Source organism: Nioella aestuarii (assembly GCF_050896395.1).
Lineage (GTDB): Bacteria > Pseudomonadota > Alphaproteobacteria > Rhodobacterales > Rhodobacteraceae > Nioella > Nioella aestuarii.
This window is the reverse complement of record NZ_JBPBBA010000022.1, coordinates 18,102-43,180: the sequence shown is the minus strand read 5'-3', so window position 1 is coordinate 43,180 and position 25,079 is coordinate 18,102. Positions and strand designations below refer to the sequence as shown.

The window sequence follows — 25,079 nt, the reverse complement described above, 5'->3', positions numbered from 1 at the left end:
GTTACTCCTGATGGTTAAGATGCGAACACGGCGTCGAGCTTGTTCAGGGACGAGCTCCAGCCAGTGCTGTGATTGATGGTGGAATCTTCATCGGCAAGGTCGACATGGCTGAGGCGGAAATGCGCACCGCCCGACCCGTCCGGCTCGACCGTGAAGGTCACGTGGCTTTCCTGGCCGTGCTGATCGGTGTCATCATGCCAGGCCCAAGTGAATCCGACGGACCGGGGCGGATCCACATGGGTCACATGGCCCGTCACTTTGTAACGGGTCCCTTCGTCATTGATCATCACTGACCCCCAGGGTCCGAGCCGGGTGAAATCAAGACTGTCCGCCTCGACGCGGAGCCCCTCGGGCCCCCACCACTGAAGCAGGAACTCGGGTTGCGTAACCGCCGCGAAAACCTTTTCGGGGCTTGCGGCATAATGGCGGGAGAGGGTGAGTTCGGCCAAGGTCAGATCTCCTTCTGGCTATCGAGGATCCGGGAAAGCCGGTCCAGGCTCCCCTCCCAGAATTCACGTTTGGAAATGGTCCAGTTGCCGATGGCCTGAATCGCCTCGGGCTCGATGGAGTAGATCCGCCGTTGCGCGTCGATCTGCTGGCGGATGACACCGGCCTGCCGCAGCACCTTGAGATGCCTGGAAATGGCCGGGGCGGAAATGTCTGCGATATCCTGTAGATCCCCGGCGCTTTGCGGTCCGTCGGACATCAGCCGGGTGACAATGGCCAGCCGGGTGGGATCGCCAAGTGCTGCGAATTTTGGGGCGAGGGTGGTGTGGTTGCTCTCCATAGTTTAGTAACATAATGGTTAATTAACAAAATAGTCAATCGATTCCTTTTCTGAATTGGGCAGTCGGTTTCGCTGCCTTCGGCACCGACCCGGGAACGCGCCTCGTCACCCCCCGCTAACGCGGGGACCTCCTCGGCGCGTGTTTCCACGGACCCGTGGAGATCGTTGGGCGCCATGCCTTGGGTTGCAAGCCTGGTGAAGTGTGGATGCCTCCGGCGGGAGTATTTGGGCAAAGAAGAAGGATCAGGATTCGATGTCTTCGATCAGCGCCGGAAGGGCAGAGAGGTCGGGAATTTCGTGGAAACGGGGGTGGGAGTCGGGAGCCTCTGCATGTTCCAGCTCCCATGTCAGGCCATGGGGGACATAAGTTCCGAAGGCCCCGGCTTGGATGGCTGGAACCACATCGGATTTCATCGAATTGCCCACCATCATTGCGGTGTCAGGACCCGATCCATGGCGGGCGAAGGCAGCGGCGTAGATATCGGGAGTTTTGTTCGACACGATCTCGACCCCGTGAAAAAGCTCGCCCAGACCCGATTGCGCCAGCTTGCGTTCCTGATCCAGCAGGTCGCCTTTGGTGATCAGCACGATCCGGTGACTGTCGGCCAGCCGCTCGACCGCCTCTTGCGCATAGGGCAACAGGTGGATGGGGTGGCTTAGCATCTCTTGCCCGGCAGCGAGGATTTCAGAGATCACCGTGGCGGGCACCTGATGGTCGGTGACTTCGATGGCGGTCTCGATCATCGACAGCATGAAGCCCTTTATGCCGAATCCATAGCGCCCGATATTGCGTTTCTCCGCCTGCAACAGCCGGTCCATCAGGTGGTCGCGTTCGGTGAAATCCGCCAGAAGATCGGCAAACCGGGCCTGCGTGATGTGAAAGAAGGTTTCATTCTGCCACAGCGTATCGTCGGCATCGAAACCGATTGTTTGCAATTTCACCGCCATTCTGGCCCCTCGACGCATCTCTCGTGACAATCCCCCCCTTTTCTGCGAGGGGGAGCAGCTTATATAGTGACCCCTACCGAAACTCTGCGACTCCCGGAACCCTGCGATGGCAATCGATACCCCGACATATCTGGCGGACAAGACTGCCCCCGGCAATGACGCTGATCTGCTGACGCAGACCAAGCCCAAGACTCAGCGGCCGCCGATGTACAAGGTGATGCTGCTGAATGACGATTACACCCCGATGGAATTCGTGGTGCATGTATTGGAACGGTTCTTCGGGATCGGGCACAGCCAGGCAGTGGAGATCATGCTGACCGTTCACAAGAAGGGCTTGGCGGTTGTGGGCGTGTTTTCCTATGAGATCGCTGAAACCAAGGTCGCGCAGGTCATGGATTTCGCCCGCCGCAATCAGCACCCCCTGCAATGTACCATGGAGAAAGAGGAATAGCCGCCGGGCCGTTCCCTGACCTATGACCCCCGATCGTTGGACCCTCGCGCTGGAAGACGGCGACATGACCTGGCCAGAGGCAGGCCCCGTTCTGGTGCTGCGGGCTAGGGCCGAGGCAGATTTCCATGCGCTTGGGCAAGAGCGCGTGCAAGCGGTGCAGGGCTTTGCCCCGGATCATGATCGGCTGGCAGCGCGCGGGCTGGACGCGAGAGTGGAGCCCGAAGGAGAATTCACCGCCGCGCTGGTGCAGATCGTGAAAAGCAAGGGAGAGAGCCTGTCGCTGGTCGCCGAAGCCTTGTCGTTTGTCCAACCCGGCGGGGTGATCGCAGTGGATGGGCAGAAGGACGAGGGGATCGAATCGATCCTTAAGGCGGTCAAGAAGGTGCTGCCGCTGGATGGGACAATGTCGAAGGCGCATGGCAAGCTTTTCTGGCTGACCCGGCCTGAAACCCTGCCAGATGCCGTGGCCGACTGGATCGCGGAACCGGGCGAAACCGAGGACGGATTCGTTACCGCCCCTGGCATGTTCTCGCCCGATGGGGCCGATCAGGGGTCCGAGGTTCTGGTGGCTCTGGTGCCGCAGCTGAAGGGCCGGGTGGCCGATCTGGGCGCGGGCTGGGGCTATATGTCGGCAGTGCTGCTGGAAGAGCAGGAGAGCATCGCGGCGCTGGACCTGATCGAAGCGGAATATTCCGCGTTGCAGGCTGCACGGGCCAATGTGGACGATCCGCGTGCGCGGTTCTTCTGGGGGGATGTGACCACGTTCCAGCCAGAGGCGCAGTATGACGCGATCATCTCGAACCCACCGTTCCATGCGGGCCGTGCGGCTGATCCGGCGCTTGGGCAGGGGTTCATTGCGGCGGCTGCGCGGATGCTGAAACCTTCGGGTCAATTCTTCATGGTCGCGAACCAGCATTTGCCCTATGAAGCAACGCTGAAAGCGCATTTCGGAACCGGCAAGCAGTTGGCAGAAATCGCGGGTTACAAACTCTATCAGGCGGGCAAGCCCAAGGGCACGCGCCGCGGCTGACAGACGACGGGAGACGGAACATGTCGCTTTCCATCCAGGGCAAAACGGCCATCATCACCGGCGCGGCCAATGGCGTCGGGCTGGCGATTGCCCGTCATTTCATCGAACGCGGTGCCAAGGTTATGCTGGCAGACAGGGATGAAACCCGTCTGGCGGACGAGGTGGGCGATGCCGCGAAAGATGAAGACCAGGTGCGATATTTCGCGGGTGATCTTCGCGAAAAGCTGACCGTGGCGAACCTTTTGTCGGCGACCATCGACGCCTTTGACCGGGTGGATATCCTGGTGAACGCCTCGCGGCAGGTGATGTCATCCGACCCGCTGGACCCATCCGACAAAACGGTCGAAACGCTGATGGAACAGAACATGTTCACAGCATTGCGTCTGTCGCAGGCCGTGGCCAAACGGATGATAGCGCAGGCCGAGGAAGACGGGGTTGAGCACGGGCCAATCGGGTCCATCGTCAACCTGTCCTCGATTGCGGCGCGGCGCACGCATCCCGACCTGCTGGCCTACTCGATCAGCGCTGCCGCGCTGGATCAGGCAACGCGCAGCCTGGCCGTGGCCCTGGCGCCGCACCGGATCAGGGTGAATGGCGTGGCCTTTGGGTCGCTGATGTCGAACAGCCTTCAGGAAACGCTGAAGGATAATCGCGACCTGCGCGAACAGATCAAGCACTGCACCCCCATGGGTCGCATCGCCTCGGCCAGAGAGATCACGGGCGCGGTGCAGTTCCTGTGTTCCGATGGGGCAGCCTTTGTCACCGGAGAGGTCATCACCGTGGATGGTGGGCGCACGCTGCTCGATAATGTAGGCACGGCGGCGCACTGAGATGCGGGCCGCGCCGCGCTATCCTGCAACCTGACGGCAGTCCGGCATCTGACCACCCAGGTCGACCCATCCCGATGGTCCGGGCGGGCCTTCCCACCCGTTGGGATAGACGGTGACGAATTCCCAGCCGTTCTCAGGCAGGAAGTCGAACAGGATGCTGCTTTCCAGTGTCAATGTGCCCAGTACCGGCCCGTTATGAGCGCCCGGTGCCTCAAGCAGGGGCAGTTGAGGACCAAGATAGCCGATACAGCCGCTGGCGGCATCAACCGGGATCGGCAGCAGCGCGAAGCGGCGCAGCTGGTTTAGCTCTGGCAATGTGGATAGGGTCTGACCCGACGTGTCCATAGTACAGTCCAGCAGGTCTTCCATTTCGAGGATCAGGGCCACAGCCTCGCGGTCGCGCTGAGAGAGAACCACATCAGTCCCGGTGCAGTCGGAATTGTCAAAGACGGCCTCTCCAAGCGGCGATGAAAAGCAGAACCCGGCCCGATCGAAGATGAGGTTGCGAATGAACCAGGGCTGTTCACAATAGGGCTCGTTTGCAAGTGCCGGGGCCGCCAGGCCAAGCAAGGCGAGGGTGATCAGAACGCGGCGCATGGGGTCCCCTCCTCAGTGGAATCGGAATCGAGCTTAGGACACCGGGCCGTAGAGTGCAAAAATACCGACGACCCGCGTCATATACCCGGCATACATGTCGCAGTCGATCTGAACATTGGCGACGGGTGCCCATCCCGCGCGACGGGTGCCATCCGGGTCGTCCTCGTTCGAGATCAGTACGTAGTCCCATGGGCCTTCATTGAGGAAGATGAAGCTGATGTTGTCACCGGGGCGCAGTTCCCCGATCACGCGCCCATCTGCGATCGGCGCAGCGCGCAGGGGCAGAACTGAACCCTGATACCCGATGCACCCGCTTTCATGTTCGACCGGGGCGGGAATCACCTCGGCATTCCGCAGATGTTCGAACTGCGCCAGATGCTCCAGGCGAGGGGCGCTGCTGTCGATGGCGCAGCTCTAGTCAGCCTCTAGCCCGCGAATGTGATCAACGGCGGCCCGGTCCCGGTTCGACAGGGTGATCTCGGTTCCCGTGCAATCCGAATTGTCAAAGGTCGCGCGCCCGAGGGCCGAGCCAAAACAGTAGCCGGCCCGGTCGAATATCAGGTTGCGGGCAAACCACGGCAGTTCGCAATGGATGGCATCGGCAAGGGCGGGAACCGGCACCGCAAACAGCACCGCGACAAGGGCAATATGTTTCATCAATAGCTCCGCTTAAAAAAATTCGTGGAACTGTGATAGCGCAGAGCCCGGCCAAGAAAAAACCCCCGGTCGCGGGACGACCGGAGGTTTTACAGGCTCTAAGAACCGATCAGGGCTGTTCGTCTTCGTCGTCATCCCCGCCAGAAGGCAGGTTGAAGAAGCTGTCGGCATCCAGCAGATCGCCCTTGTCATCATCCTCTTCGCGGTCGTTATCAGTGAGCGAGAAGGTCTCCAGACCGGAGATCGAGGACGGAATGCGCGCCTCGGTATCCATGCCAAGCGAGGTTTCCGTCGACACCAGCTTGCGGCGTTCGTCATCTGTCATCGCCACACCTTCGCGGGCGGCTTTGGCGGCGGCCTTCTGAACGGCAGCATCCAGTTCGGACTGTTTGCACAGGCCAAGCGCCACCGGGTCGATGGGCTGCATGTTCGAAATGTTCCAGTGGGTGCGTTCGCGGATCGACTGGATAGTCGGCTTGGTTGTGCCGACCAGTTTGGCGATCTGGCCGTCGGTCAGTTCGGGGTGGAACTTGACCAGCCACAGGATCGAGTTTGGACGGTCCTGACGCTTGGACAGCGGCGTGTAACGCGGGCCACGACGCTTTTCCTCGCCCACGGCAGCGGCGTAGAATTTCAGCTTCAGCTTGTGCGCCGGGTCTTTTTCGGCCGCGTCGATTTCTTCCTGGCTCAGCTGGTTGTTGGCAACAGGGTCAAAGCCCTTCACGCCTGCCGCAACATCGCCGTCGGCGATGCCCTGAACCTCCAGCTCGTGAAGGCCACAGAAATCGCCGATCTGCTTGAACGAAAGCGTGGTGTTGTCCACCAGCCAGACGGCAGTGGCTTTTGCCATGATCGGTTTGTTCATCTCGGTCGCTCCTTCGCGAAAACAAATCTCCCCTGTGCCGTGACTCGGCTGGCGGGGCGGGCCCCGCGCTTCCTTATTGTAAGGGAGGTCGAGGCGTATATAAGCGGGAAGGCACGACTTGGGAAGGGCAAATGATCAGAGCATTCTTGGCGTTTGTCATGCTGGCGGGCATGGCGCGGGCAGACGGGGAACCGGCGGGCGATTTCGATTACTATGTTATGGCGCTCAGCTGGACACCGTCCTGGTGCGCGATCGAAGGCGATGACCGTGGGTCTCCGCAATGCGATCCGGGGCAAGGGTTCGGCTTCACCCTGCACGGGCTTTGGCCGCAATACGAAGATGGCTGGCCCGCTTTCTGCCCCACCCTGGAACGCAACCCGTCGCGCAGCATGACCAATGCCATGGCGGACATCATGGGGACGTCCGGCCTGGCCTGGTATCAGTGGAACAAGCATGGGGTCTGCTCGGGCCTGTCGGCCAGTGACTATTACGCCCTGTCGCGACTGGCCTATGAAAGCGTCGAACGCCCGACCCTGCTGCGGCAGCTGGACCGGGAGGTCCGCCTGCCCGCCGAGGTGATCGAAGAGGCATTCCTGGAGGCCAACCCGCATCTGTCGGATGACATGATGACAGTCACCTGTCGCGCAGGGCGCGTGCAGGAAGTCCGCATTTGCCTGACACGGGATCTGGAGCCGCGCAATTGCGCACCGGATGTGGCGCGGGATTGCACCCTGACCGACGCCTTGTTTTCACCGATGCGCTGACCTGGCGCTCAGGTCGGGTTGAGCTCCACCGCCACCAGGGCCCCGCGCGCACCGATGACGCGTGCGGCCAGCGCACATCCGGCGCCGATACTGTCGTGCAGGCTCGCGCCGCCGATTCGGGCCGCCAGAAACCCACCGTTAAAGGCATCGCCCGCCGCTGTCGTGTCGACGACATCCGATACAACAGGCGGCTGAACGCACAGCACGGGCGCGTCACCCTCTGCCGCACAGACCTGCCCCGGCCCGTTCTTGACCACGACGCAGCCGGCCCCGGCCTCCCGATAGCGGGCGATTGTGGCGTCAGGCGTGTGATCCCCGAAATGGGTGGCCTCATCGTCGAAGGATGGCAGCACGAGATCGGCAGACGCCGCCGCTTGCATGATCCAATGGCGCATCTCGTCAGAATTGTCCCACAGGCGTGGGCGAATATTGGGATCGAACGCAATGCCAACCCCGCGTGTGTGTGCATCGTGCAGAAGCGTCATCAGCCTGTCACGCCGGGAGGTGTTGAGAATCGCCAGCGTGATGCCAGAGATCAGAACCCAATCGCCCGCGCCCAACCCCGGCAACTGATCTATCCCGTCCGTCAATCGCCGCGCGGCGGAATCTGATCGCCAGTAGGAAAAGCTGCGCTCGCCGTTGTTCAATGAGATCAGGTACAGCCCCACGCTTTTGCCCGGCACCACGGGCAAGATTGGCTCCACCCCGGCCGACCGCATGAACCGTTCCATATCAGCCGAAACGGCGTCGTCCCCAATGGCGGATAGGAACGCCACGCGCAGGCCATTGCCGGCGCAACGCCGTGCGTACCAGACCGTGTTGAACATGTCGCCCGCAAAGCTCATGGCGAAGTGACCGTCCGGGGTCGGCGCCATTTCAACCATGCATTCCCCTATGGTCATCAGCGTCCGGGTCATGCGGTGTCCTCCTCGAAATAGGCGGGGTGGTCCGCGCGCAGACGTGACGTGACCGCTTGGATTCGGTTCAGGTGGCGATGCATGATCTCTTCCGCTTCGCGCCCATCACCACGCGTCATCGCGCGCAGCAACTGCCGGTGATCGTCCAACGCGTCGACGCTGCCAAATGACAGCGACAGGAACCGCACCCGGTCCATGTGGGCCTTGTGTTCACGGATCAAATCCCAAGCATAGCCATGACCCGCAACCTCGCAGATGCGGCGGTGAAACCGGTCGTCTAGAGCATGGAATCCGGCCTTGTCCCCGGCCGCGCTGGCGGCTTCCTGGGCTGTGATGTCTTTTTCCAGCTGTTCCAGATCCCGCGCCGTCAGCCGGGGCAAAGCAGCCCGAAGGCAGGCCAGTTCCAGCGCTGTGCGGATGAAGGCCGCACGCAAAACCGCCGTCTCCGAAATGCGCGTGACAAGCGTCGCCCGTTGCGGGCGGATCGACAGAAACCCAAGCTTGGACAGACGAAAAAACGCATCGCGCACCGGTTGGCGGGACACCCCGAGATCACCCGCAACCTCGGCCTCGGAGATTTTTGCACCCGGTGCCAGCGCCAGCGATATGATAGATTCGTAGAGCTGGTCAAAGACCATATCCGTAGTTTTGGCAGGCTGGATCTGGGGCAGGGGTGCTAGTGGCATCGGGTTCTGCTTTGACAGGTCTGATAGACTAGCATATTAGTTTGCGAACCATTGCTGCTCAAGGACATATTCGCATGGCGCTGACTGACCCGGACCGTCTGTTTCCGCTTGATCCGGGCGCGCGTGGGCTGGCCCGGGCTCTCTATGATCACGTAGCCGATCTGCCGATCATCAGTCCCCATGGACATTGCGACCCGGCTTGGTTTGCCGCCAATGGCCGCTTCCCGAATCCCGCTGCGCTGTTCGTGATCCCCGACCACTACGTGTTCAGGATGCTGGTTTCTCAGGGTGTATCACTTGCCGATCTTGGGGTGCCCTCTGCCGATGGCCGCCCTGTTGAAACCGATCCGCGCGTGATCTGGCGGCGGTTCGCCAGCCATTTTCACCTGTTTCGCGGCACCCCGTCAGCCCTGTGGCTGAACCATGCGTTCGAGCATGTCTTCGGCCTGACCGAGCCCCTGACTGCTGACACCGCAGACTCCGCCTATGACCATATCGAGGCACTTCTGGCGCAGGATGCCTACCGCCCCCGCGCCCTGTTCGACCGGTTCAAGATCGACTGCCTCGCCACCACCGACAGCGCGCTGGATGACCTGTCCTCTCACGCTCGGATTGCCGACAGTGATTGGTCCGGTCGGGTGATACCGACCTATAGGCCCGATACGGTCGTGGACCCGGAAACATCTGACTTTGCGGAAAATATTGCCCAACTGGGCAACCTGACGGGCGAGGACACCACCACATGGCAGGGGTATCTCGCCGCGCATCGCGTCCGGCGGGCGGTCTTCAAGCACCACGGTGCAACCGCCACCGACCATGGCCATGCCAGCACCCGCACCGCCGATCTGCCCGCGGCTGAGGCCGCTGCCCTGTTTCAGAAGGCGCTGACCGGCGCCTGCACGGCAGAGGAGGCCGATCTCTTCCGGGGCCAGATGTTGACCGAAATGGCAAGGATGAGCCTCGATGACGGGCTGATCATGCAGATCCACCCCGGATCGTGGCGCAACCATTCCGCGCCGGTTTTTGCAGGCTTTGGCCGGGACAGGGGCTTTGACATCCCTATGCGGGCGGATTTTGTGGGCGGGCTAAAGCCGCTGCTGGATTCTGTCGGGATGGAACCTGATTTGACGATCATCCTCTTCACCCTCGATGAAACCACCCAAGCGAGAGAACTGGCACCGCTGGCCGGGGCCTATCCAGCGCTCAGACTTGGTCCGCCATGGTGGTTCTTTGACAGCCCCGAAGGAATGCGCCGGTTCCGAGAGGCCACCACCGAAACCTGCGGTTTTTACAATACCGTCGGCTTCAACGACGACACCCGCGCCTTCTGTTCGATCCCCGCCCGCCATGACGTCGCCCGCCGCGTGGATTGCGCTTATCTGGCGACGCTGGTGCGCAGCGGACGCTTGCGCGAAACCGAGGCGTTCGAGCTGGCCCGTGACCTCAGCTACCGCTTGGCGAAGGAGGCCTACCGCCTGTGACCATCCCCCGCCTGACCCGAACCGAGCCTGCCGCCCCTATTGGCATCGTTCACCTTGGCCCCGGCGCGTTCTTTCGCGCCTTCAACGCGGTCTATACCGCCGATGCCATGGCCCGTGACGGCGGCCCTTGGGGGATTTGCGCGGTCAGCCTGCGCAGCCCTGATGCGCGCGAGCAGATGATGCCGCAGGGCGGGGCTTATACCGCAGTTGCGCTTGGCGCTGATGGGCCGCAACCCCGCGTCATCACTTCTGTGTCAGAGGTTCTGGTCGCCCCCGATGATCCCGCCGCAGTGCTGGACCGCATGACCGCGCCGGCAACGAAAATCGTGTCACTGACGATCACCGAGAAGGGCTATTGCCACAACCCTGCCACGGGGCGGTCGCGCCTGGATGATCCCGACATCGCGCATGATCTGGCAAACCCCGCGCAGCCGCGCAGCGCGCCGGGATTTCTGGTCGAGGCGCTGAACCGCCGCCGTCTTGCCGGGGTCGCCCCCTTCACGGTGCTGTCTTGCGATAACCTGCCCTCCAACGGCCCGCTAGCGCGCGGTGTGGTGCTGGATTTCGCCCGTGCCCGTGACCCGCAATTGGCCGACTGGATCGCGGAAGGGGTCAAATTTCCAGCCACGATGGTGGATCGGATCACCCCCGCGACAACGCCGGAGGATGTTGAACGACTGTCGGCGCTTACGGGCTATCACGACCCGGCCTGCGTCTGGCACGAACCGTTCCGCCAATGGGTGATCGAGGACGATTTCACCGACAATGCCCGCCCCGGATGGGACGCGGGTGGGGCGCAGTTCGTGCGAGATGTCTCGGCCTTTGAAACGATGAAGCTGCGCTGCCTGAACGGCACCCATTCGGCGCTGGCCTATCTCGGCTATCTCGCAGGCTATGACACCGTATCAGATACCGTTGCTGACCCCGCTTTCGCAGCCCTGTGCGAAAAGCTGTGGCGGGACGAGATCCTGCCAACCGTTTCGCAGCCAGAAGGCGAAGACCTGCCTGCCTATACCGCTGCCCTGATGACCCGCTATCGCAACCCGGCGATCCGGCACCGCACATGGCAGATCGCAATGGATGGCTCTCAGAAACTGCCGCAACGCATTCTGGGACCGGTGGTGGAAAACCTTGCCGCGGGCCGAGACGTTTCGGGTCTGGCGCTCGTCGTGGCGGCATGGATGCGCTATGTGGGCGGCGTTGATGACGCTGGCCAGCCCATTGACGTGCGTGACCCGTTGGCCGGTCATCTGCGCGCTGTGTCGGACGGGGCGGATGACCCCGCTGCTAAGGTCGCGGCGCTGCTGGCGGTCGATCAGATCTTCGACGCCACCCTCGCCGCGAATCCCGGTTTCGCCGGGGCTGTCACCCGCGCCTATGTCGGCCTTTGCGAAAACGGCGCGGCGGCCAGTGTTGCGGCCTATAGCGCCTGATCCGCGTCAGCTGCCTAGAATGTCATTCAGAATGGCACCGAACAGCGCTGTTCCCGGTCCGATCAGATCGTCGGGAAAGTCATAATCGGGGTTGTACAGATCGGGGCCATCCAGTCCCGCTCCAAGCAGGATGAAGGCGCTTTCCGCTCCGGTGGCCGTGCCGTAGCGGCCAAAATCCTCGGACGGGCGCATCGGCAGTAGGCCCGGTCCTGTCGTCAGACCTATCTGTGCCCCGGCCCGACGAACGATCTCTGCCGCTTTCGGAGTGTTTGTGCAGGCAGGAAATATGTCGTGATAGTCGATGGACAGACCCAGATCCCCGGCGGCATCCTGCCTCAGGGCCTCTGCCCGTGCAATCAGCGCCTCCATTCCCGCATCTGTCAGGCTGCGCAGGGTGGCATAGATCTCTGCCTCCCCCGGTGCGATGCCAAAGGCAGGTTCGCCCAACCGAGCGTGGCATACGGTGACCAGAGCGAAATTCGGGTCGCTCAGGTCCGCGCCCTGCGACAGGTCGGGCAGGTCCAGCATCAACCGGGCAAGCGCGGGGGCTGGGGACTGCCCCGTCTCGGGTTGCGATGCATGGGCCGTCCGCCCCGTCAACCGCACCCGCATCCCGCGAGAGGCGCAACTGGCCGGGCCGTCAACCACGCCCACATGGCCGAGTGGCATTCCGGGGAAGTTATGGATGGCAAAGGCATAGTCGGGCCTAAGCTCGGCAAAACCCGGATCGGCCACCACCCTCGCCGCGCCCTCACCGGTTTCTTCGGCGGGCTGGAACATCAGTACGACCGAGCCCCGTGTAGGCCGGCCCCGCCCCAGCAATCGCGCCATGCCCGCCAGCATCGCCATGTGCCCGTCATGCCCGCAAAGGTGCCCCTTGCCATCGATCCGGGACCGGTGCGGGTGGTCGGACAATTCCGTAATCGGTAGCCCGTCAAGCTCGCACCGCAGCAGCACACGCGGTCCAGGCTGCCCGCTGTCATACATCGCCGCAACCCCGTGCCCGCCAAGCCCCGTCACGATTCGGTCAGGAGAGGTCGCCTCCAGCATTCCGCGCACCTGGCGCGCGGTTTCGATCTCCTGCCCCGATATCTCGGGCTGGCGATGCAGCGCGCGCCGCCAGTCGATCAGCTCGGCCAGGTCAGCGTTGGTCAGTCTTTGAGTGATCATGGGGCCTCCGTAGATGGTCAAACTGCGCCGGACCCACTGCCAAGACAAGCGCATTTGCCCATGGCTTTGGCGATTGCATTCCTTGGCGCGCCGCGCGATAGCCGATCCCGGCAATCAAGGAGATCTGTAATGTCCGACCGCCCCCTTGACGACTGGCTGCCCGAATTTCCACGCTGGTTGGGGGTGCGGCTTACAGGGCTGGCGCCTGATCGTGTCAGCGGCAGGGTCGAGGTCGCAGCCCACCACGCCAACCGTAACGGTGTCATGCATGGCGGCGCGATCATGGCGCTGGCGGATTCACTGGCGGGCACGGCGGCGGCGCTGAATCTGTCGAAGGGTCAGACCACCACAACCATCGAATCCAAAACCAACTTCCTACGCCCCATTGCGATTGGAGAGGTAGCTGTCGCGCGCCGTGAGCCGATCCACCTCGGCCGCCGCACCACGATCTGGCAGACCACCATTCTGCGACCTGACGGCAAGCCTGCGGCCATCGTAACCCAAACACAGCCGACCATTGAAGGCTGATGGCGGGCGCTGGACAAGCTGCGCCAAAGGCGGAAGGGTGGGGTCACCCCGCCCCCTGAAGAGCCGAGGATGCCCCGCTTCAACCTCAAACATATCGAAGCCTTCGTGCATGTGGCCGATCTGGGTAGCTTCCGGCGCGCGGCGGCGCGGCTGAACACCACACAGCCCAATATCTCGAACCGCATTTCGCAGCTGGAACAGCACCTGCGCCTGACGCTGATGGACCGCGATGCGGGGTCCGTGCGCCTGACCCGCGAAGGGCGGCAGCTGCTTGGCCCCGCCCGGCGTATCCTTGCCGCCGTTGACGGGTTCCTCGAGGCCACCGGCGATGGCTCGGCCTTTGACGGGCTGCTGCGGTTGGGGGTGACAGAGCTGATCGCCCAGACATGGCTTCGCCCCTTCCTGATGCAGATGAAAGACCGCTTTCCCGCTGTCGACGTGGAACTGACAATCGACCTATCCGAAAACCTGTCGAAGCTGCTTTTCACGCGGGAAATCGACCTGACCTTCCAGAACGGCCCCTTCGATCAGCGCACCCCCAATACCGAACCGCTTGGTCAGTCGCCCTATATTTGGGTGGCGTCCCCGGCCCTGGGCCTGGCTGACGGCCCGGTCGCAGTCGCGGAGATTGCCGAACATCGCATCCTGACCCATGCGCGCGGATCGTATCCGTTCATGCAGCTCGACGCGCATTTCCGTCAGATCGAACAGCCGGTGCGGCTTGTGCCCTCGTCCAATATTGCCGCCTGTCTGCAATTGGCGGGGGACGGGTTGGGCGTCGCCTGCCTGCCCGCACCGATGGTGGAGGAGGCGCTGGAGACCGGGCGCTTGCAGCAGGTTGACTATGGCTGGCACCCCGAAGACCTGCGCTTCGCAGCCCGCTGGCTGATCGATCCGGCGCCGGCTTTTCTGATCGCAGCGGTTCAGATTGCATCTGGTCTCTACCCGCCAGAGGATAATGAATAGTTATCCAATGAATACCATCATTCGATTTTTCCAAATTCTCACTGTCCGCTAACCTGCCCGTAACACGATTGCGGAGGGCACAATGGGCGAGTCGTACAGGTTGGGGGCCGATATCGGAGGCACCTTCACCGATCTTGTTCTGGAAGGGCCGGGGGGCCGGTTTTCCACCAAGGTTCTGACCACCTATTCGGCGCCAGAGGATGCGATTATCGAGGGGATGCACCGGGTCTGCGGCAAGGCCGGGATCGCGCCCGCCGTGATTGCGCAGGTCATCCACGGCACCACGCTTGCCACCAATGCGCTGATCGAGCGGCGCGGGGCCAAGACGGCGCTGATCACCACGCAAGGCTTCCGCGATGTGATCGAGATGCGCACCGAAAGCCGGTTCGAACAGAATGACCTGAACCTGAAACTGCCCGAGCCCTTGCTGCCGCGCAACCGCCGCTACACCGTCCGCGAACGGATGGATGCCGATGGCGGCACGCTGATCCCGTTGGACCGGACCGAGGTGGAACGCCTCGCCGATGACCTGCACGAGGCAGGCTATGAAAGCATCGCCGTGGGCCTGCTGCATTCCTACGTGAACGACGCCCATGAACGGCTGATCGCCGAGGTGCTGGCGGAAAGGCTGCCCGGCGTCATGGTCTCGCTGTCCTCTCAGGTCAGCCCGCAGATGCGCGAATATGAACGTTTCAACACGACAATCGCCAACGCCTATATCAAGCCGCTGATGAAGTCCTATCTGGGTCGCCTAAAGGGCAGGCTGGCCGACGAAGGTGCTGATTGCCCGGTCTTCCTGATGCATTCGGGTGGTGGCATTATCGACATCGACACGGCGGCGGATTTCCCGGTGCGCTTGGTCGAATCCGGCCCCGCAGGCGGCGCGGTTTTCGCCGCCGACATCGCGGCACGGCACGGGCTCGACCGGGTGCTTAGCTTTGACATGGGCGGCACAACCGCCAAGATCTGTCTGATCAAACACCAGACGCCAAAGACTGCCCGAGTCTTCGAAGTGGCCCGCAGCTACCGTTTCAAAAAGGGCTCGGGTATGCCAATTTCCATTCCCGTAATCGACATGGTGGAGATCGGGGCCGGGGGCGGGTCGCTGGCGCATGTGGACGCGCTGAACCAGATCCGCGTGGGCCCCGAAAGCGCAGGATCGGAACCTGGCCCCGCCTGCTATGGGCGCGGCGGCGAAAGGCCCGCCGTGACGGATGCCGACCTTGTTCTGGGCAAGCTCGATCCGGCCCATTTCGCCGGTGGCTCCATCCCGCTTTATCCTGATCGGTCCGAGGCGGCGTTGAAGGCCCATCTTGCGGACCGCTTGGATATGGACGCGATCGAAGCCGCCTTCGGCCTTGCTGAAGTGGTCGATGAAAACATGGCCAACGCTGCCCGCGTCCATGCGGTGGAAAACGGTGAAGACCTGTCCACCTACACCATGATCGCCTTTGGCGGCGCGGCCCCCCTTCATGCCGCACGGCTGTGCGAGAAGCTCGGCATCGACCGGTGTTTGGTGCCCGTTGGCGCGGGCGTCGGCTCTGCCATCGGCTTCCTGCGTGCGCCGTTCAGTTTTGAAGCGAACCGTTCGGTCTTCACCAAGATGTCGTCCTTCGACCCGGCCCGCATCCGCGCGTTGTTCCAAGAGATGGAACAGGAAGCCCGCGGCTTCGTGCGCTCCTGCGATGCCAACGCGGACATCCTTACCGATTACAAGGTTTACATGCGCTACGCAGGCCAGGGATGGGAAATCCCCGTGCCACTGACACCGGAAGAGGCTGCCAATCCCGATGCGGCAACGTTCCTGAAACGGTTCGAGGAAGACTATACCCGCCTTTTCGGCCGCTCTGTCGACGGGATGGAGGCCGAGATCACCGTCTGGTCGGTGAACGCCTACACGCCCGTTCCCCGTGTCACGCCAATAGGGTCCGCTGCCGCATCCCACGCCCCCTCCCCGCAGGGTCGGCGCGACATGTTCGATCCCGCTTTGGCCAAACGCACCACCGCCGAGGTCCACCCGCGCGCAGATCTGCCGGAAGGTGCGACGGTCGAAGGCCCTGCCGTCATCACCGAGGATGAAACCACCATTGTCCTGCCCACCAGTCGCCGAGCCACGGCCCAACCCGATGGCTGTATCGACATCCGAGTGAAGGAGCCTCGCCATGACTGAGCTGAGCCAGGTCGCCTATCAGGTCATGTGGACGCGCCTGATTTCCGTGGTTGAGGAACAGGCGCAGGCGTTGGTGCGCACCGCCTTTTCCACTTCCGTTCGCGAAGCGGGGGACCTGTCTGCCGGGGTTTACAACGATATGGGACAGATGCTGGCCCAGGCCGTCACTGGCACGCCCGGTCACGTCAACGCCATGGCCGATGCCGTGGGCCATTTCATCCGTCGCATCTGGCGGGACACGATGGCCGAAGGCGATGTCTACATCACCAACGACCCGTGGGAGGGCACCGGCCATCTGCATGACATTACCGTGGTGACACCGTCCTTCCACCATGGCCGCCTGATCGGGTTCTTCGCCTGCACCGCGCATGTCACGGATATTGGCGGGCGCGGCTTCGGGGCCGACGCGAATTCGGTCTATGAGGAGGGGCTTTATATCCCCATCATGCGCTTTGCCGACAAGGGCGAGGTGGACAGGACGTTGCTGGCGATGATCCGGGGCAATGTGCGCGAGCCTGATCAGCTGGTGGGCGATCTCTACGCACTGGCCACCTGCAACGAGATCGGGCATCGGCGGCTTTCTGACATGATGGATGAATTCGCGCTGGATGACCTTTCCGGCATTTCCGACTTCATCCTGACGAATTCCCTTCAGGCCACGCTCGACCGCATCAATGCGCTGACCCCAGGTACGGCACAGGGCCATATGCGGATCGACGGCTATTCCAACCCGATTGACCTTTGCGTGAAAGTGACGATCGAAAGGGACCGTATCCTTTGCGATTGGGCGGGCACCAGCGGCGTGGACCGCAAGGGCATCAACGTGCCCCTTGTCTACACCAAGGCCTATGCCTGCTACGCCCTGAAATGCGCCATCGCGCCCGAGATCCCGAACAATGCGGCTAGCCTTGCCCCGTTCGAGGTTACAGCGCCGGAAAACACCATCGTCAACGCTCCGCACCCGGCCCCCGTCGCGCTAAGGCATGTCATCGGCCATATGGTGCCCGACACCGTCTATGACGCGCTCGACGCGCTGTTGCCCGACACGGTTCCCGCCGAGGGCGCGGGGTGCCTGTGCAACTTCCAGCTCAGCCTGCGGCCGAGGACCGACGCGCCTGCGCCTGCAAGTGCAAGACGGGCCGAGGTGCTGATCTTCAACTCTGGCGGTTCCGGCGCGCGGCCAACGCTTGATGGGATGAGCGCCACCGCCTTCCCATCCGGTGTCATGACCATGCCGGTCGAGGCCACCGAACAGGTCGGCCCCGCGATCATCTGGCGTAAAGAGCTGCGCCCCGATAGTGGCGGTGCCGGTAAGTATCGCGGGGGTCTGGGCCAGGTCATGGATGTTGGCGCGCGCACGGGGCACGAAATGGATTTCTCCGCCATGTTCGACCGCGTCCACCACCCCGCGCGGGGGCGGCGCGGGGGTGAATCCGGTGGCCCTACCATGATTGGTCAGGATGATGGCACGCCGATGAAGGGCAAGGGCAAGCAGTTCGTTCCCCATGGCCGTGTTGTGCAAATGGGCTTTCCCGGCGGTGCTGGCTATGGCGACCCGAAAGATCGTGATCCCGCCGCCATACGCCGCGATCTTGCCTTGGGCTACATCTCCGCCGAAGCTGCGGCACAGGACTACGGGCTTGGCCCGGATGATATTGCGGCTGCGTTGGAAACCGGCCGACTGGGAAAGGATATCCAATGACCAAGGTTGCCCTGATCAGCGCCGGTGGATCCGGCATGGGGGCCGACGCGGCCCGTGCCTTGCACGCAAAGGGGTTCGAGGTGGGCATCCTGTCTTCCTCCGGCAAGGGCGAGGCCCTGGCGCAGGAACTTGGCGGCATCGGCGTGACCGGCTCGAACAGGTCAACGGATGATCTGCAACGGCTGGTTGATGCCGCCATGACCCGGTGGGGCCGCATCGACGCGCTGGTGAATTCCGCCGGTCACGGCCCTCGCGCGCCGGTTCTGGAGCTGTCGGATGAGGACTGGATCGAAGGGATGCAAGTCTATTTCCTGTCCGCAGTGCGCCCCTCTCGCCTTGTTGCCCCGATCATGGCGGCGCAGGGCGGCGGCGCGATCGTCAACATCTCGACCTTCGCCACGTTCGAACCCTCGCCGGTCTTCCCGACCTCTGCCGTCTTCCGCGCCGGTCTGGCCAGCTTCACCAAGCTTTTCTCCGATGAATTCGCACCCAAGGGCGTGCGGATGAACAACGTCCTGCCCGGCTTCATCGACAGCTTGCCCGAGAAAGAGGAATTCAGATCGCAGATTCCCATGGGCCGCTATGGGTCGTCGCGAAACGAGATTGGCGAAACCATTGCGTTTCTGGCCTCGGACGCAGCAGGATACATCACCGGGCAGAACATCCGCGTGGATGGCGGTCTGACCCGATCTGTCTGAGGGGATCATGAAAACCGTTCCGGAAAAATCATCCTATGACGTCGTCATCATCGGCGGCGCGATCATGGGATCTTCGCTGGCATGGTGGTTGACCGAGAATACCGATTTCAACGGCTCGGTTTTGGTCGTGGAACGCGACCCGAGCTATCAGTGGTGTTCCACCGCACACACGAATTCCTGCATCCGCCAGCAGTTCTCGACAGAGCTGAATGTGCGGATTTCCCAGTTTACGGCAGAGTTCATCAAGGATCTGCGCGCCAATATGGGCGGGGATGAACGGGTGCCGAACCTCTCTGTCCAGAATTACGGCTATCTCTATCTCGCCGGGGATCAGGCCTTTGCCGACGTGCTACGCGCCAACCAGAAGGTGCAATTGGCCGCCGGGGCCGAAACCCGCCTGCTGACGCCCGATCAGATCGCCGCCGACTATCCGTTTTACGACCTCGACGGGATCGTTCTTGGCAGCATCAACACCAAGGACGAGGGCTATTGGGATGGCGGAACGCTGTTTGAATGGTTCCGCCGGAAGGCGCAGGCGCGCGGGATCGAGTATGTTCAGGGCGAAGTAACCGCCGTGACCCGCAAGGGCGGGCGCATTGAAAGCGTGACGCTGGCGGATGGCCAGACCATCGCCTGCGGGCAGGTGGTGAATGCCGCCGGTCCCCGTGCCGCCCGCGTGGCGGCAATGGCGGGGCTGCATCTGCCGGTGGAACCCCGCAAGCGCTACACATGGATCTTCACCGCTGAAACGCCGCTCGACCGGGAATTGCCGCTGACCATCGACCCGTCTGGCGTGCATGTGCGTCAGGATGGACCCACCACCTATCTTGCCGGCAGCAAGGGCGACCCGGACCCGGCCGCCGACCCATCCGATTTCAACATGGACCACGGCTTGTGGGAAAACCACGTCTGGCCGATCCTCGCCACCCGTATCCCGGCCTTCGAGTCGATCCGCATCGTGACCGAATGGACCGGGCACTATGCCTATAACACGCTCGACCAGAACGCCGTTCTCGGCCCGCATCCCGAGGTGGAAAACTTCCTGTTCATGAACGGATTTTCCGGCCATGGGCTGCAACAATCCCCCGCCATGGGCCGCGGTCTTGCCGAATGGATCACCCACGGCGAATATCGCAGCTTCGACCTTTCCCCCTTCAGCTATGACCGCGTCGCAAAGGGTGAAGCCATGGTCGAAGGCGCCGTCATCTGACCCCGAAGGAGATATCCATGAAGAAACTCGTCCTCACCGGGGCCGCCGGGCGGCTTGGCACCATCCTGCGCGGGCCGTTGTCGCAGATGTGCGAAGAGTTGGTCACATCGGATATCGTTGAAAGCCTGGCGGAGCTAAAATCGAACGAGACCTATATTCGCGCCGATCTGGCCGATAAATCCGCGATCATGGCACTGCTGGAGGGCGCTGACATGGTCGTCCATTTCGGGGCGATTGTGGACGAGGCCCCGTTCGAAGAGCTGCTTGGACCCAATTTCATCGGTGCCTACAACATCTGGGAAGCCGCGTATCAGCATGGACTAAGCCGCGTGGTCTATGCCTCGTCGATCCATGCGGTTGGGATGTACCCCAAAACTGAGTGCATCGGCCTCGATGTGCCGCACCGGCCCGACGGGTTCTATGGGCTGGCCAAATGCTTCGCAGAAGATCTGGGGCGCATGTACTGGGAAAAACGTGGGCTAGAGGCGGTGTGCCTGCGGATTCTGTCCTGTGCTCCCGTGGGCAATGCACGAGCCCTGGGCAGCTGGCTGTCCGATGGGGACTTGGTGCAGCTTGTGACGCGGGCAATAGATACGCCGGTCGCCGGGTTCTCTATCATCTACGGTGTGTCAGACAATGACCGCTGCCCGGTCGACAACAGCGGCGCGGCGTTCCTGGGTTATCGGCCCAATGACAATGCAGAGCAGTTTGCAGAGCGTATTCTGGCGGAAACCGGCCCCCACGACCCAACCGACCCCGGCCAGATGTGCCATGGCGGGCCGTTCGCGTCGATCCCGCTCGGGGAAGGGGCCAAGTCGCTGCTGAACATCCCGGACGAGGAATAGGGCGCCACCCCAACATCCCCGCCAAGGATGGGTGAGTTCACCCGGCTTTCTTACCGCAACCGCTCTCCGCTTGCGCCGTCAAAGAACAGCGCCGCGTTGTCGGCCACGCTCAGGCCGACCTTGCTGCCGGGTTTGGGTGCGCTCTGGTCATGGGCTTCGACCGTGATTCGCGTGCCGTCACCCGCCACCAAGTAGTGATAGGCCACTCCGCCCAGTTGCTCTGACAGATCGACGGTGTGCGTGTCGCCTTCTGCCAGCCGCAGCATCTGCGGACGCACGCCGACTGTGACAGGCCCGTCACTGGCCGCCCGCGGCGCATCCAGTCCCATCACATCAAGTCCCGGTACGCGGACTTTGCCACCCGCAACCCGTCCGGGGAAGAAATTCATCGCGGGGCTGCCGATGAAGCCCGCCACGAACTGGTTGTCGGGGTCGTTATACAGGTCCAGCGGCTTGCCCGCCTGTTCGATCACGCCACCGCGCAGCACTACGATCTTGTCGGCCAGCGTCATCGCCTCGACCTGATCGTGGGTCACATAGATCATCGTCGCGCCGATCTCGTTGTGTAGCCGGGCAATCTCTACCCGCATCTCGACGCGCAGTTCCGCATCGAGGTTCGACAACGGCTCGTCAAACAGGAACACCTCGGGGCCCCGTACAATCGCGCGCCCGATGGCCACCCGTTGCCGCTGCCCGCCAGACAACGCCTTTGGCTTGCGCTTCAGGTAGTCGTCTAGCTTCAGCACGCGGCTTGCTTCCGCCACCTTGGCCTTGATTTCGGCCTTGGGATGGCCGTTCATCCGCAATCCGAACCCCATGTTTTCCTCAACGGTCATATGCGGGTAGAGCGCATAGGTCTGAAACACCATCGCGACGCCTCGCTCTGCCGGATCCATCCGCGTCACATCCCGCGCGCCGATGGCGATCTGTCCGTCGGTGGTTTCCTCCAGCCCCGCGATCATCCGCAGAAGCGTAGACTTGCCGCAGCCAGAGGGGCCGACGAAGACGCAGAACTCGCCGTCCTCGATGTGCAGATCGACCCCGTGGATCACCTGCGTTTCACCGTATTTCTTAATGACCTTGTTCAGCGTTACACCGGACATGTCCTTGGTCCTCCCAGACTGGGGTCAATTGACGGTGGGGAATTGCCACGCGGTGGCTTCATCCCCGATTTTGCGGGCAGTTTCGAGCAGATCAGGCTCAAAGGCGCGGATACTGTCGAGCGAGTGACGGGTGGTAGAGGTCGCAATGGACAGCGCCCCGATGACACGCCCCCCATTGGTCAGGATCGGCGCGGCAATCGAGATGATGCCGGCCTCGTGTTCCTCTCGGTCGAAGGCCACACCCTCGGCGCGGATCTCCTCCAACTCCTTGAGAAGCGTCTCGGGGCTGGTATGCGTCGATGGCGTGTTTTCAAGAAACAACTGCTGGCGCAGGGCGCGTTCCAGCCGCTCGGGCGTCATATGGGCCAAGATGGCCTTGCCCACCCCGGTGCAATATCCCGGCGCAACCGTTCCGGTCTGTGCCAGTGTTTCGAACCGGTCGCTCATCTTCTGCTTGTCGACGAACAGAACCTGCCCCAATTCCATCTGCGCTAGGTGGATGGTCTCGCCCACCTTGGCGGCCAGCACATCGACATAGGGCCGCGCAACTGTGGCCAGCGTTGCCTGCTTCCAGGCGGAATGGGCCAGCTTCACCAGACGCAGGCCAAGCGAATAGCTGCCCGTGTCGGGGTCATGCGACAGCATCCCCTGATTCGTAAGTGTCTGGAGCAACCGGTAGAGCGTCGCCTTGGGGTGATCGCTTTTCTCCAGCAGCTCGGTGAATTTCACCGGATGTCCCGCGGCTGCCACGGAATCCAAGACATCCAATGCCTTGCCGACCGTCCCGTCGCCTGACTTCGCCATGAAAGACCTCCCCTTCGTATCCTCAGACTCGGAGGAAACTGTTGACACAGTATCCGGCATCCGGCATGTTTTCAACTATAGAAACCTAGTTTCAAATAATGAAACCGTTTCGTCAAGTGGAACCAAGGGAGGACACTATGCGTTCCATCATCAAGACACCGCTGGCCGCGCTGGCGGCGACAACTATGCTTTCCACCATGGCATTCGCCGATGGTCACGGCCTGACCGGCGACCTTCGCATCTTCTCGGACATGTCGAACCCGGCCCCGCGCGCGATCATGGAAGGGCTCGTCGAAGAATTCGGGGCAATGCACCCCGGTCTCGAGATCGAGCTGACCGTCGTCGACCGCGAAGCGTGGAAAACCCAGATCCGCAACGCGCTCACGGCGAATGCCCCCGACGTGGTGAACTGGTACGCCGCCAACCGCATGGGCCCCTATGTGGATGCGGGCCTGTTCATGGACATCACCGACATGTGGGACGCGGGCGATTTCGCCGGTCTGGAATCGGTGCGCGGCGCGATGACCATCGACGACCGCCAGTGGGGCGTGCCCTATACCTACTACCAGTGGGGCATCTATTACCGCGAAGACATCTTCAACGAGCTTGGCCTGTCTGAACCCACCACCTTCGAGGAAGAGATCGCCAACTGTCAGGTGATCGTCGATTCAGGCCGCAGCTGCTACACCATCGGCTCGCGCTACCTGTGGACCGCCGGTGGCTGGTTCGACTACCTGAACATGCGCACCAACGGCTTTGACTTCCACATGGAACTGGCCCGCGGTGAAGTGCCCTGGACGGATGAGCGCGTTCGCGAAACCTTCGCCAACTGGCGCCGCCTGATCGACATGGGCGCCTTCATCGACGACCACCAGACCTATTCCTGGCAAGAGGCACTACCCTTCTTCGTCAACGGTGAAGCCACCGCCTACCTGATGGGCAACTTCGTTGTGCCGCACCTGCGTGAAGCGGGTCTGAGCGATGACCAGATCGACTTTTACCAGTTCCCGGCCATCGTCGAAGGTATGCCGATGGGTGAAGACGCCCCCACCGACACGTTCCACATCCCCTCGGGTGCACAGAACGTGGAAGCGGCACAGGAGTTCCTGCGCTTCGTGACCTCGGCGGACGTTCAGGCCCGGATCAACGGCCCCGATGGCCTTGGCCAGCTGCCCGTGAACGCGAACGCGGCCGTGGCGGATGATGAATTCATCCAGCAAGGCTTCGAGATGCTGAGCCAGAACGCCACCGGCGGGATCGCCCAGTTCTTCGACCGTGACTGGCCGGCGGAAATGGCCGCGATCGGCATGGAAGGACTTCAGGAGTTCATGGTGTTCCCCGACAACCTGGACGACATCCTGGAACGTCTGGAAGACGCGCGTCAGCGCATCTACGAATAAACTCTGATAAACTGCGTCTCGCCCCCATAAGGGGCGGGGCGCGCACCCCCCGCGTATCCGCAAGCCGCGCTGTTGCCGCGCGCGGTTTTCGAATGCGCTGTCCAACGGAGGATAGGACATGACCCCCGCCACCGACACCCGCAGCTGGCTGCAAAAGAACCGCATGACGGTGACGCCACTGCTGTTCCTGTTGCCCGGTCTACTGTTCTTTGTGGTCTATGTGATCAGCCCGATTTTCCAGTCTTTCAACATCTCGCTCTACGACTGGGATGGCTTGGGCGAGGCGACCTATATCGGCCTTGATAACTACCGCGAACTCGTCGATGACCGCGCCTTTGAAACCTCGCTTTGGAACAACCTCAAATGGCTGGCGCTCTACCTGCTTGCGATCCCGGCGGGGCTGCTGATTGCTTTGTTCCTGAATCAGACCGTCACCGGCATCCGGCTCTATAAATCGCTGTTCTTCTTTCCCTTCGTGCTGTCTCAGGTCGTTGTGGGCCTTGTCTTTTCGTGGTTCTACCTGCCGCGAGAGGGGCTGCTGAACGCGGTGCTGGCGGTGTTTGGCGCGGGTCCCATCAACGTCTTGGGCGACCCCGATCTTGCCACCTATGGAATTATCGCTGCCGGTCTCTGGCCGCAGACGGCCTATTGCATGATCTTGTACCTGACCGGCCTCAACGCAGTGGACCCCGAGCAGATCGAGGCCGGGCGGCTGGACGGCGCCAAGGGCTGGCGGATGCTTTGGCATATCGTGCTGCCACAGCTGAAGCCCGCGACCTTCATCGCCTTCGTGGTCACGATCATCGGCGCGCTACGCAGCTTTGACCTGATTTCCATCATGACCAGCGGCGGGCCTTTTGGCTCGACCCGCGTGCTGAGCTACTTGATGTTCGAAAAAGCGCTGTCTGAATACGGGTTCCGCATGGGCTATGGCTCTGCCATCGCGGTGGTGCTGTTCATGATCATGCTGGTCTTCATCGGCTACTTCCTGTGGCAAATGTGGCGCGACGAGCGTGAAGCGCGGCGCTGAGCGAGGA

27 protein-coding genes are annotated in these 25,079 nt (G+C 62.3%); 15 read left to right on the top strand and 12 right to left on the bottom strand.

Features of this window, described 5'->3' with window-relative positions:
• Positions 1–14 precede the first annotated feature (14 nt).
• From ACROHD_RS13135 to ACROHD_RS13125, 3 genes are all read right to left on the bottom strand, one after another.
• The gene (locus ACROHD_RS13135) at positions 15–449 is read right to left on the bottom strand and encodes an SRPBCC family protein (protein ID WP_432678459.1); all 435 of its coding nucleotides are present in this window, start codon (positions 447–449) and stop codon (positions 15–17) included.
• 2 nt (positions 450–451) lie between these two features.
• Positions 452–787 carry an ArsR/SmtB family transcription factor gene (locus ACROHD_RS13130; RefSeq protein ID WP_432678457.1) on the bottom strand — a complete coding sequence of 112 codons (336 nt, stop codon included), beginning with the start codon at positions 785–787 and terminating at the stop codon, positions 452–454.
• 243 nt (positions 788–1,030) lie between these two features.
• The gene (locus ACROHD_RS13125) at positions 1,031–1,735 is read right to left on the bottom strand and encodes an HAD family hydrolase (RefSeq protein ID WP_432678455.1); all 705 of its coding nucleotides are present in this window, start codon (positions 1,733–1,735) and stop codon (positions 1,031–1,033) included.
• Between the two features lie 106 nt (positions 1,736–1,841).
• On the opposite strand from ACROHD_RS13125, the gene clpS reads away from it, so the two are divergent.
• Genes clpS through ACROHD_RS13110 form a run of 3 tightly spaced genes read left to right on the top strand, consistent with a single transcriptional unit; the run spans position 1,842 to position 4,046 of the window.
• Entirely contained in the window at positions 1,842–2,186 is a 345-nt protein-coding gene (clpS, locus tag ACROHD_RS13120; protein ID WP_432678453.1) for an ATP-dependent Clp protease adapter ClpS, read from the top strand.
• A 22-nt stretch (positions 2,187–2,208) separates the two neighbouring features.
• Complete coding sequence (locus tag ACROHD_RS13115; protein WP_432678450.1) at positions 2,209–3,216, top strand: class I SAM-dependent methyltransferase; 1,008 nt, start codon at positions 2,209–2,211, stop codon at positions 3,214–3,216.
• Between the two features lie 20 nt (positions 3,217–3,236).
• A complete protein-coding gene (locus tag ACROHD_RS13110) occupies positions 3,237–4,046 on the top strand; it encodes an SDR family NAD(P)-dependent oxidoreductase (protein ID WP_432678448.1) in 810 nt (269 codons plus the stop codon).
• A gap of 18 nt (positions 4,047–4,064) precedes the next feature.
• On the opposite strand, the gene ACROHD_RS13105 is transcribed toward ACROHD_RS13110, so the two are convergent.
• The 4 genes from ACROHD_RS13105 to ACROHD_RS13090 all read right to left on the bottom strand — a co-directional run bounded on the left by ACROHD_RS13105 (position 4,065) and on the right by ACROHD_RS13090 (position 6,165).
• Positions 4,065–4,643 carry a DUF4453 domain-containing protein gene (locus ACROHD_RS13105; RefSeq protein WP_432678446.1) on the bottom strand — a complete coding sequence of 193 codons (579 nt, stop codon included), beginning with the start codon at positions 4,641–4,643 and terminating at the stop codon, positions 4,065–4,067.
• Positions 4,644–4,676: 33 nt separating this feature from the next.
• Complete coding sequence (locus ACROHD_RS13100; protein WP_432678505.1) at positions 4,677–5,048, bottom strand: DUF4453 domain-containing protein; 372 nt, start codon at positions 5,046–5,048, stop codon at positions 4,677–4,679.
• 9 nt (positions 5,049–5,057) lie between these two features.
• Positions 5,058–5,300, bottom strand: coding sequence for a YARHG domain-containing protein (locus tag ACROHD_RS13095; RefSeq protein ID WP_432678443.1), 243 nt, complete (start codon positions 5,298–5,300; stop codon positions 5,058–5,060).
• A 109-nt stretch (positions 5,301–5,409) separates the two neighbouring features.
• Positions 5,410–6,165: a DUF1013 domain-containing protein gene (locus tag ACROHD_RS13090; protein WP_432678441.1), complete on the bottom strand. Its 756-nt coding sequence runs from the start codon at positions 6,163–6,165 to the stop codon at positions 5,410–5,412.
• Positions 6,166–6,296: 131 nt separating this feature from the next.
• On the opposite strand from ACROHD_RS13090, the gene ACROHD_RS13085 reads away from it, so the two are divergent.
• Positions 6,297–6,929, top strand: a complete 633-nt coding sequence (locus ACROHD_RS13085; protein WP_432678438.1) for a ribonuclease T2 family protein — start codon at positions 6,297–6,299, stop codon at positions 6,927–6,929.
• A gap of 8 nt (positions 6,930–6,937) precedes the next feature.
• Here ACROHD_RS13085 and ACROHD_RS13080 read toward each other — a convergent pair whose 3' ends face one another.
• Together ACROHD_RS13080 and ACROHD_RS13075 are read right to left on the bottom strand one after the other, a co-directional pair.
• Positions 6,938–7,846 (bottom strand): sugar kinase, encoded by a 909-nt coding sequence (locus tag ACROHD_RS13080; RefSeq protein WP_432678436.1) that lies wholly within the window; start codon positions 7,844–7,846, stop codon positions 6,938–6,940.
• Positions 7,843–8,532: a GntR family transcriptional regulator gene (locus ACROHD_RS13075; RefSeq protein ID WP_432678435.1), complete on the bottom strand. Its 690-nt coding sequence runs from the start codon at positions 8,530–8,532 to the stop codon at positions 7,843–7,845. The genes ACROHD_RS13080 and ACROHD_RS13075 overlap by 4 nt, the downstream gene beginning before the upstream one ends.
• Positions 8,533–8,606: 74 nt before the next feature.
• Between ACROHD_RS13075 and uxaC the strand changes: the two genes are divergently transcribed.
• Positions 8,607–10,013 carry a glucuronate isomerase gene (uxaC, locus tag ACROHD_RS13070; RefSeq protein ID WP_432678433.1) on the top strand — a complete coding sequence of 469 codons (1,407 nt, stop codon included), beginning with the start codon at positions 8,607–8,609 and terminating at the stop codon, positions 10,011–10,013.
• Positions 10,014–10,015: 2 nt separating this feature from the next.
• Entirely contained in the window at positions 10,016–11,446 is a 1,431-nt protein-coding gene (locus ACROHD_RS13065) for a mannitol dehydrogenase family protein (RefSeq protein WP_432678504.1), read from the top strand.
• A 6-nt stretch (positions 11,447–11,452) separates the two neighbouring features.
• On the opposite strand, the gene ACROHD_RS13060 is transcribed toward ACROHD_RS13065, so the two are convergent.
• Positions 11,453–12,616: an amidohydrolase gene (locus ACROHD_RS13060; protein WP_432678431.1), complete on the bottom strand. Its 1,164-nt coding sequence runs from the start codon at positions 12,614–12,616 to the stop codon at positions 11,453–11,455.
• A gap of 129 nt (positions 12,617–12,745) precedes the next feature.
• Between ACROHD_RS13060 and ACROHD_RS13055 the strand changes: the two genes are divergently transcribed.
• The 7 genes from ACROHD_RS13055 to ACROHD_RS13025 all read left to right on the top strand — a co-directional run bounded on the left by ACROHD_RS13055 (position 12,746) and on the right by ACROHD_RS13025 (position 20,735).
• Complete coding sequence (locus tag ACROHD_RS13055; protein ID WP_432678428.1) at positions 12,746–13,144, top strand: PaaI family thioesterase; 399 nt, start codon at positions 12,746–12,748, stop codon at positions 13,142–13,144.
• A gap of 69 nt (positions 13,145–13,213) precedes the next feature.
• A complete protein-coding gene (locus tag ACROHD_RS13050; RefSeq protein WP_432678425.1) occupies positions 13,214–14,110 on the top strand; it encodes a LysR family transcriptional regulator in 897 nt (298 codons plus the stop codon).
• Between the two features lie 82 nt (positions 14,111–14,192).
• Positions 14,193–16,280 (top strand): hydantoinase/oxoprolinase family protein, encoded by a 2,088-nt coding sequence (locus ACROHD_RS13045; protein WP_432678423.1) that lies wholly within the window; start codon positions 14,193–14,195, stop codon positions 16,278–16,280.
• Positions 16,273–17,982 carry a hydantoinase B/oxoprolinase family protein gene (locus ACROHD_RS13040; RefSeq protein WP_432678420.1) on the top strand — a complete coding sequence of 570 codons (1,710 nt, stop codon included), beginning with the start codon at positions 16,273–16,275 and terminating at the stop codon, positions 17,980–17,982. Before ACROHD_RS13045 ends, ACROHD_RS13040 begins: the two co-directional genes overlap by 8 nt.
• On the top strand, positions 17,979–18,680 hold the full coding sequence (locus tag ACROHD_RS13035; RefSeq protein ID WP_432678419.1) for an SDR family oxidoreductase: 702 nt from the start codon (positions 17,979–17,981) through the stop codon (positions 18,678–18,680). Before ACROHD_RS13040 ends, ACROHD_RS13035 begins: the two co-directional genes overlap by 4 nt.
• Positions 18,681–18,687: 7 nt before the next feature.
• The gene (locus ACROHD_RS13030; protein ID WP_432678416.1) at positions 18,688–19,890 is read left to right on the top strand and encodes an NAD(P)/FAD-dependent oxidoreductase; all 1,203 of its coding nucleotides are present in this window, start codon (positions 18,688–18,690) and stop codon (positions 19,888–19,890) included.
• Between the two features lie 17 nt (positions 19,891–19,907).
• Entirely contained in the window at positions 19,908–20,735 is an 828-nt protein-coding gene (locus ACROHD_RS13025) for an NAD-dependent epimerase/dehydratase family protein (RefSeq protein ID WP_432678413.1), read from the top strand.
• Between the two features lie 50 nt (positions 20,736–20,785).
• On the opposite strand, the gene ACROHD_RS13020 is transcribed toward ACROHD_RS13025, so the two are convergent.
• Complete coding sequence (locus ACROHD_RS13020; protein WP_432678412.1) at positions 20,786–21,838, bottom strand: ABC transporter ATP-binding protein; 1,053 nt, start codon at positions 21,836–21,838, stop codon at positions 20,786–20,788.
• Between the two features lie 24 nt (positions 21,839–21,862).
• The gene (locus tag ACROHD_RS13015) at positions 21,863–22,642 is read right to left on the bottom strand and encodes an IclR family transcriptional regulator (RefSeq protein WP_432678410.1); all 780 of its coding nucleotides are present in this window, start codon (positions 22,640–22,642) and stop codon (positions 21,863–21,865) included.
• Positions 22,643–22,779: 137 nt separating this feature from the next.
• Here ACROHD_RS13015 and ACROHD_RS13010 point away from each other — a divergent pair, with 137 nt between their 5' ends.
• A complete protein-coding gene (locus ACROHD_RS13010) occupies positions 22,780–24,042 on the top strand; it encodes an ABC transporter substrate-binding protein (protein ID WP_432678408.1) in 1,263 nt (420 codons plus the stop codon).
• A 118-nt stretch (positions 24,043–24,160) separates the two neighbouring features.
• Entirely contained in the window at positions 24,161–25,072 is a 912-nt protein-coding gene (locus ACROHD_RS13005; RefSeq protein ID WP_432678405.1) for a carbohydrate ABC transporter permease, read from the top strand.
• Positions 25,073–25,079 lie beyond the last annotated feature (7 nt).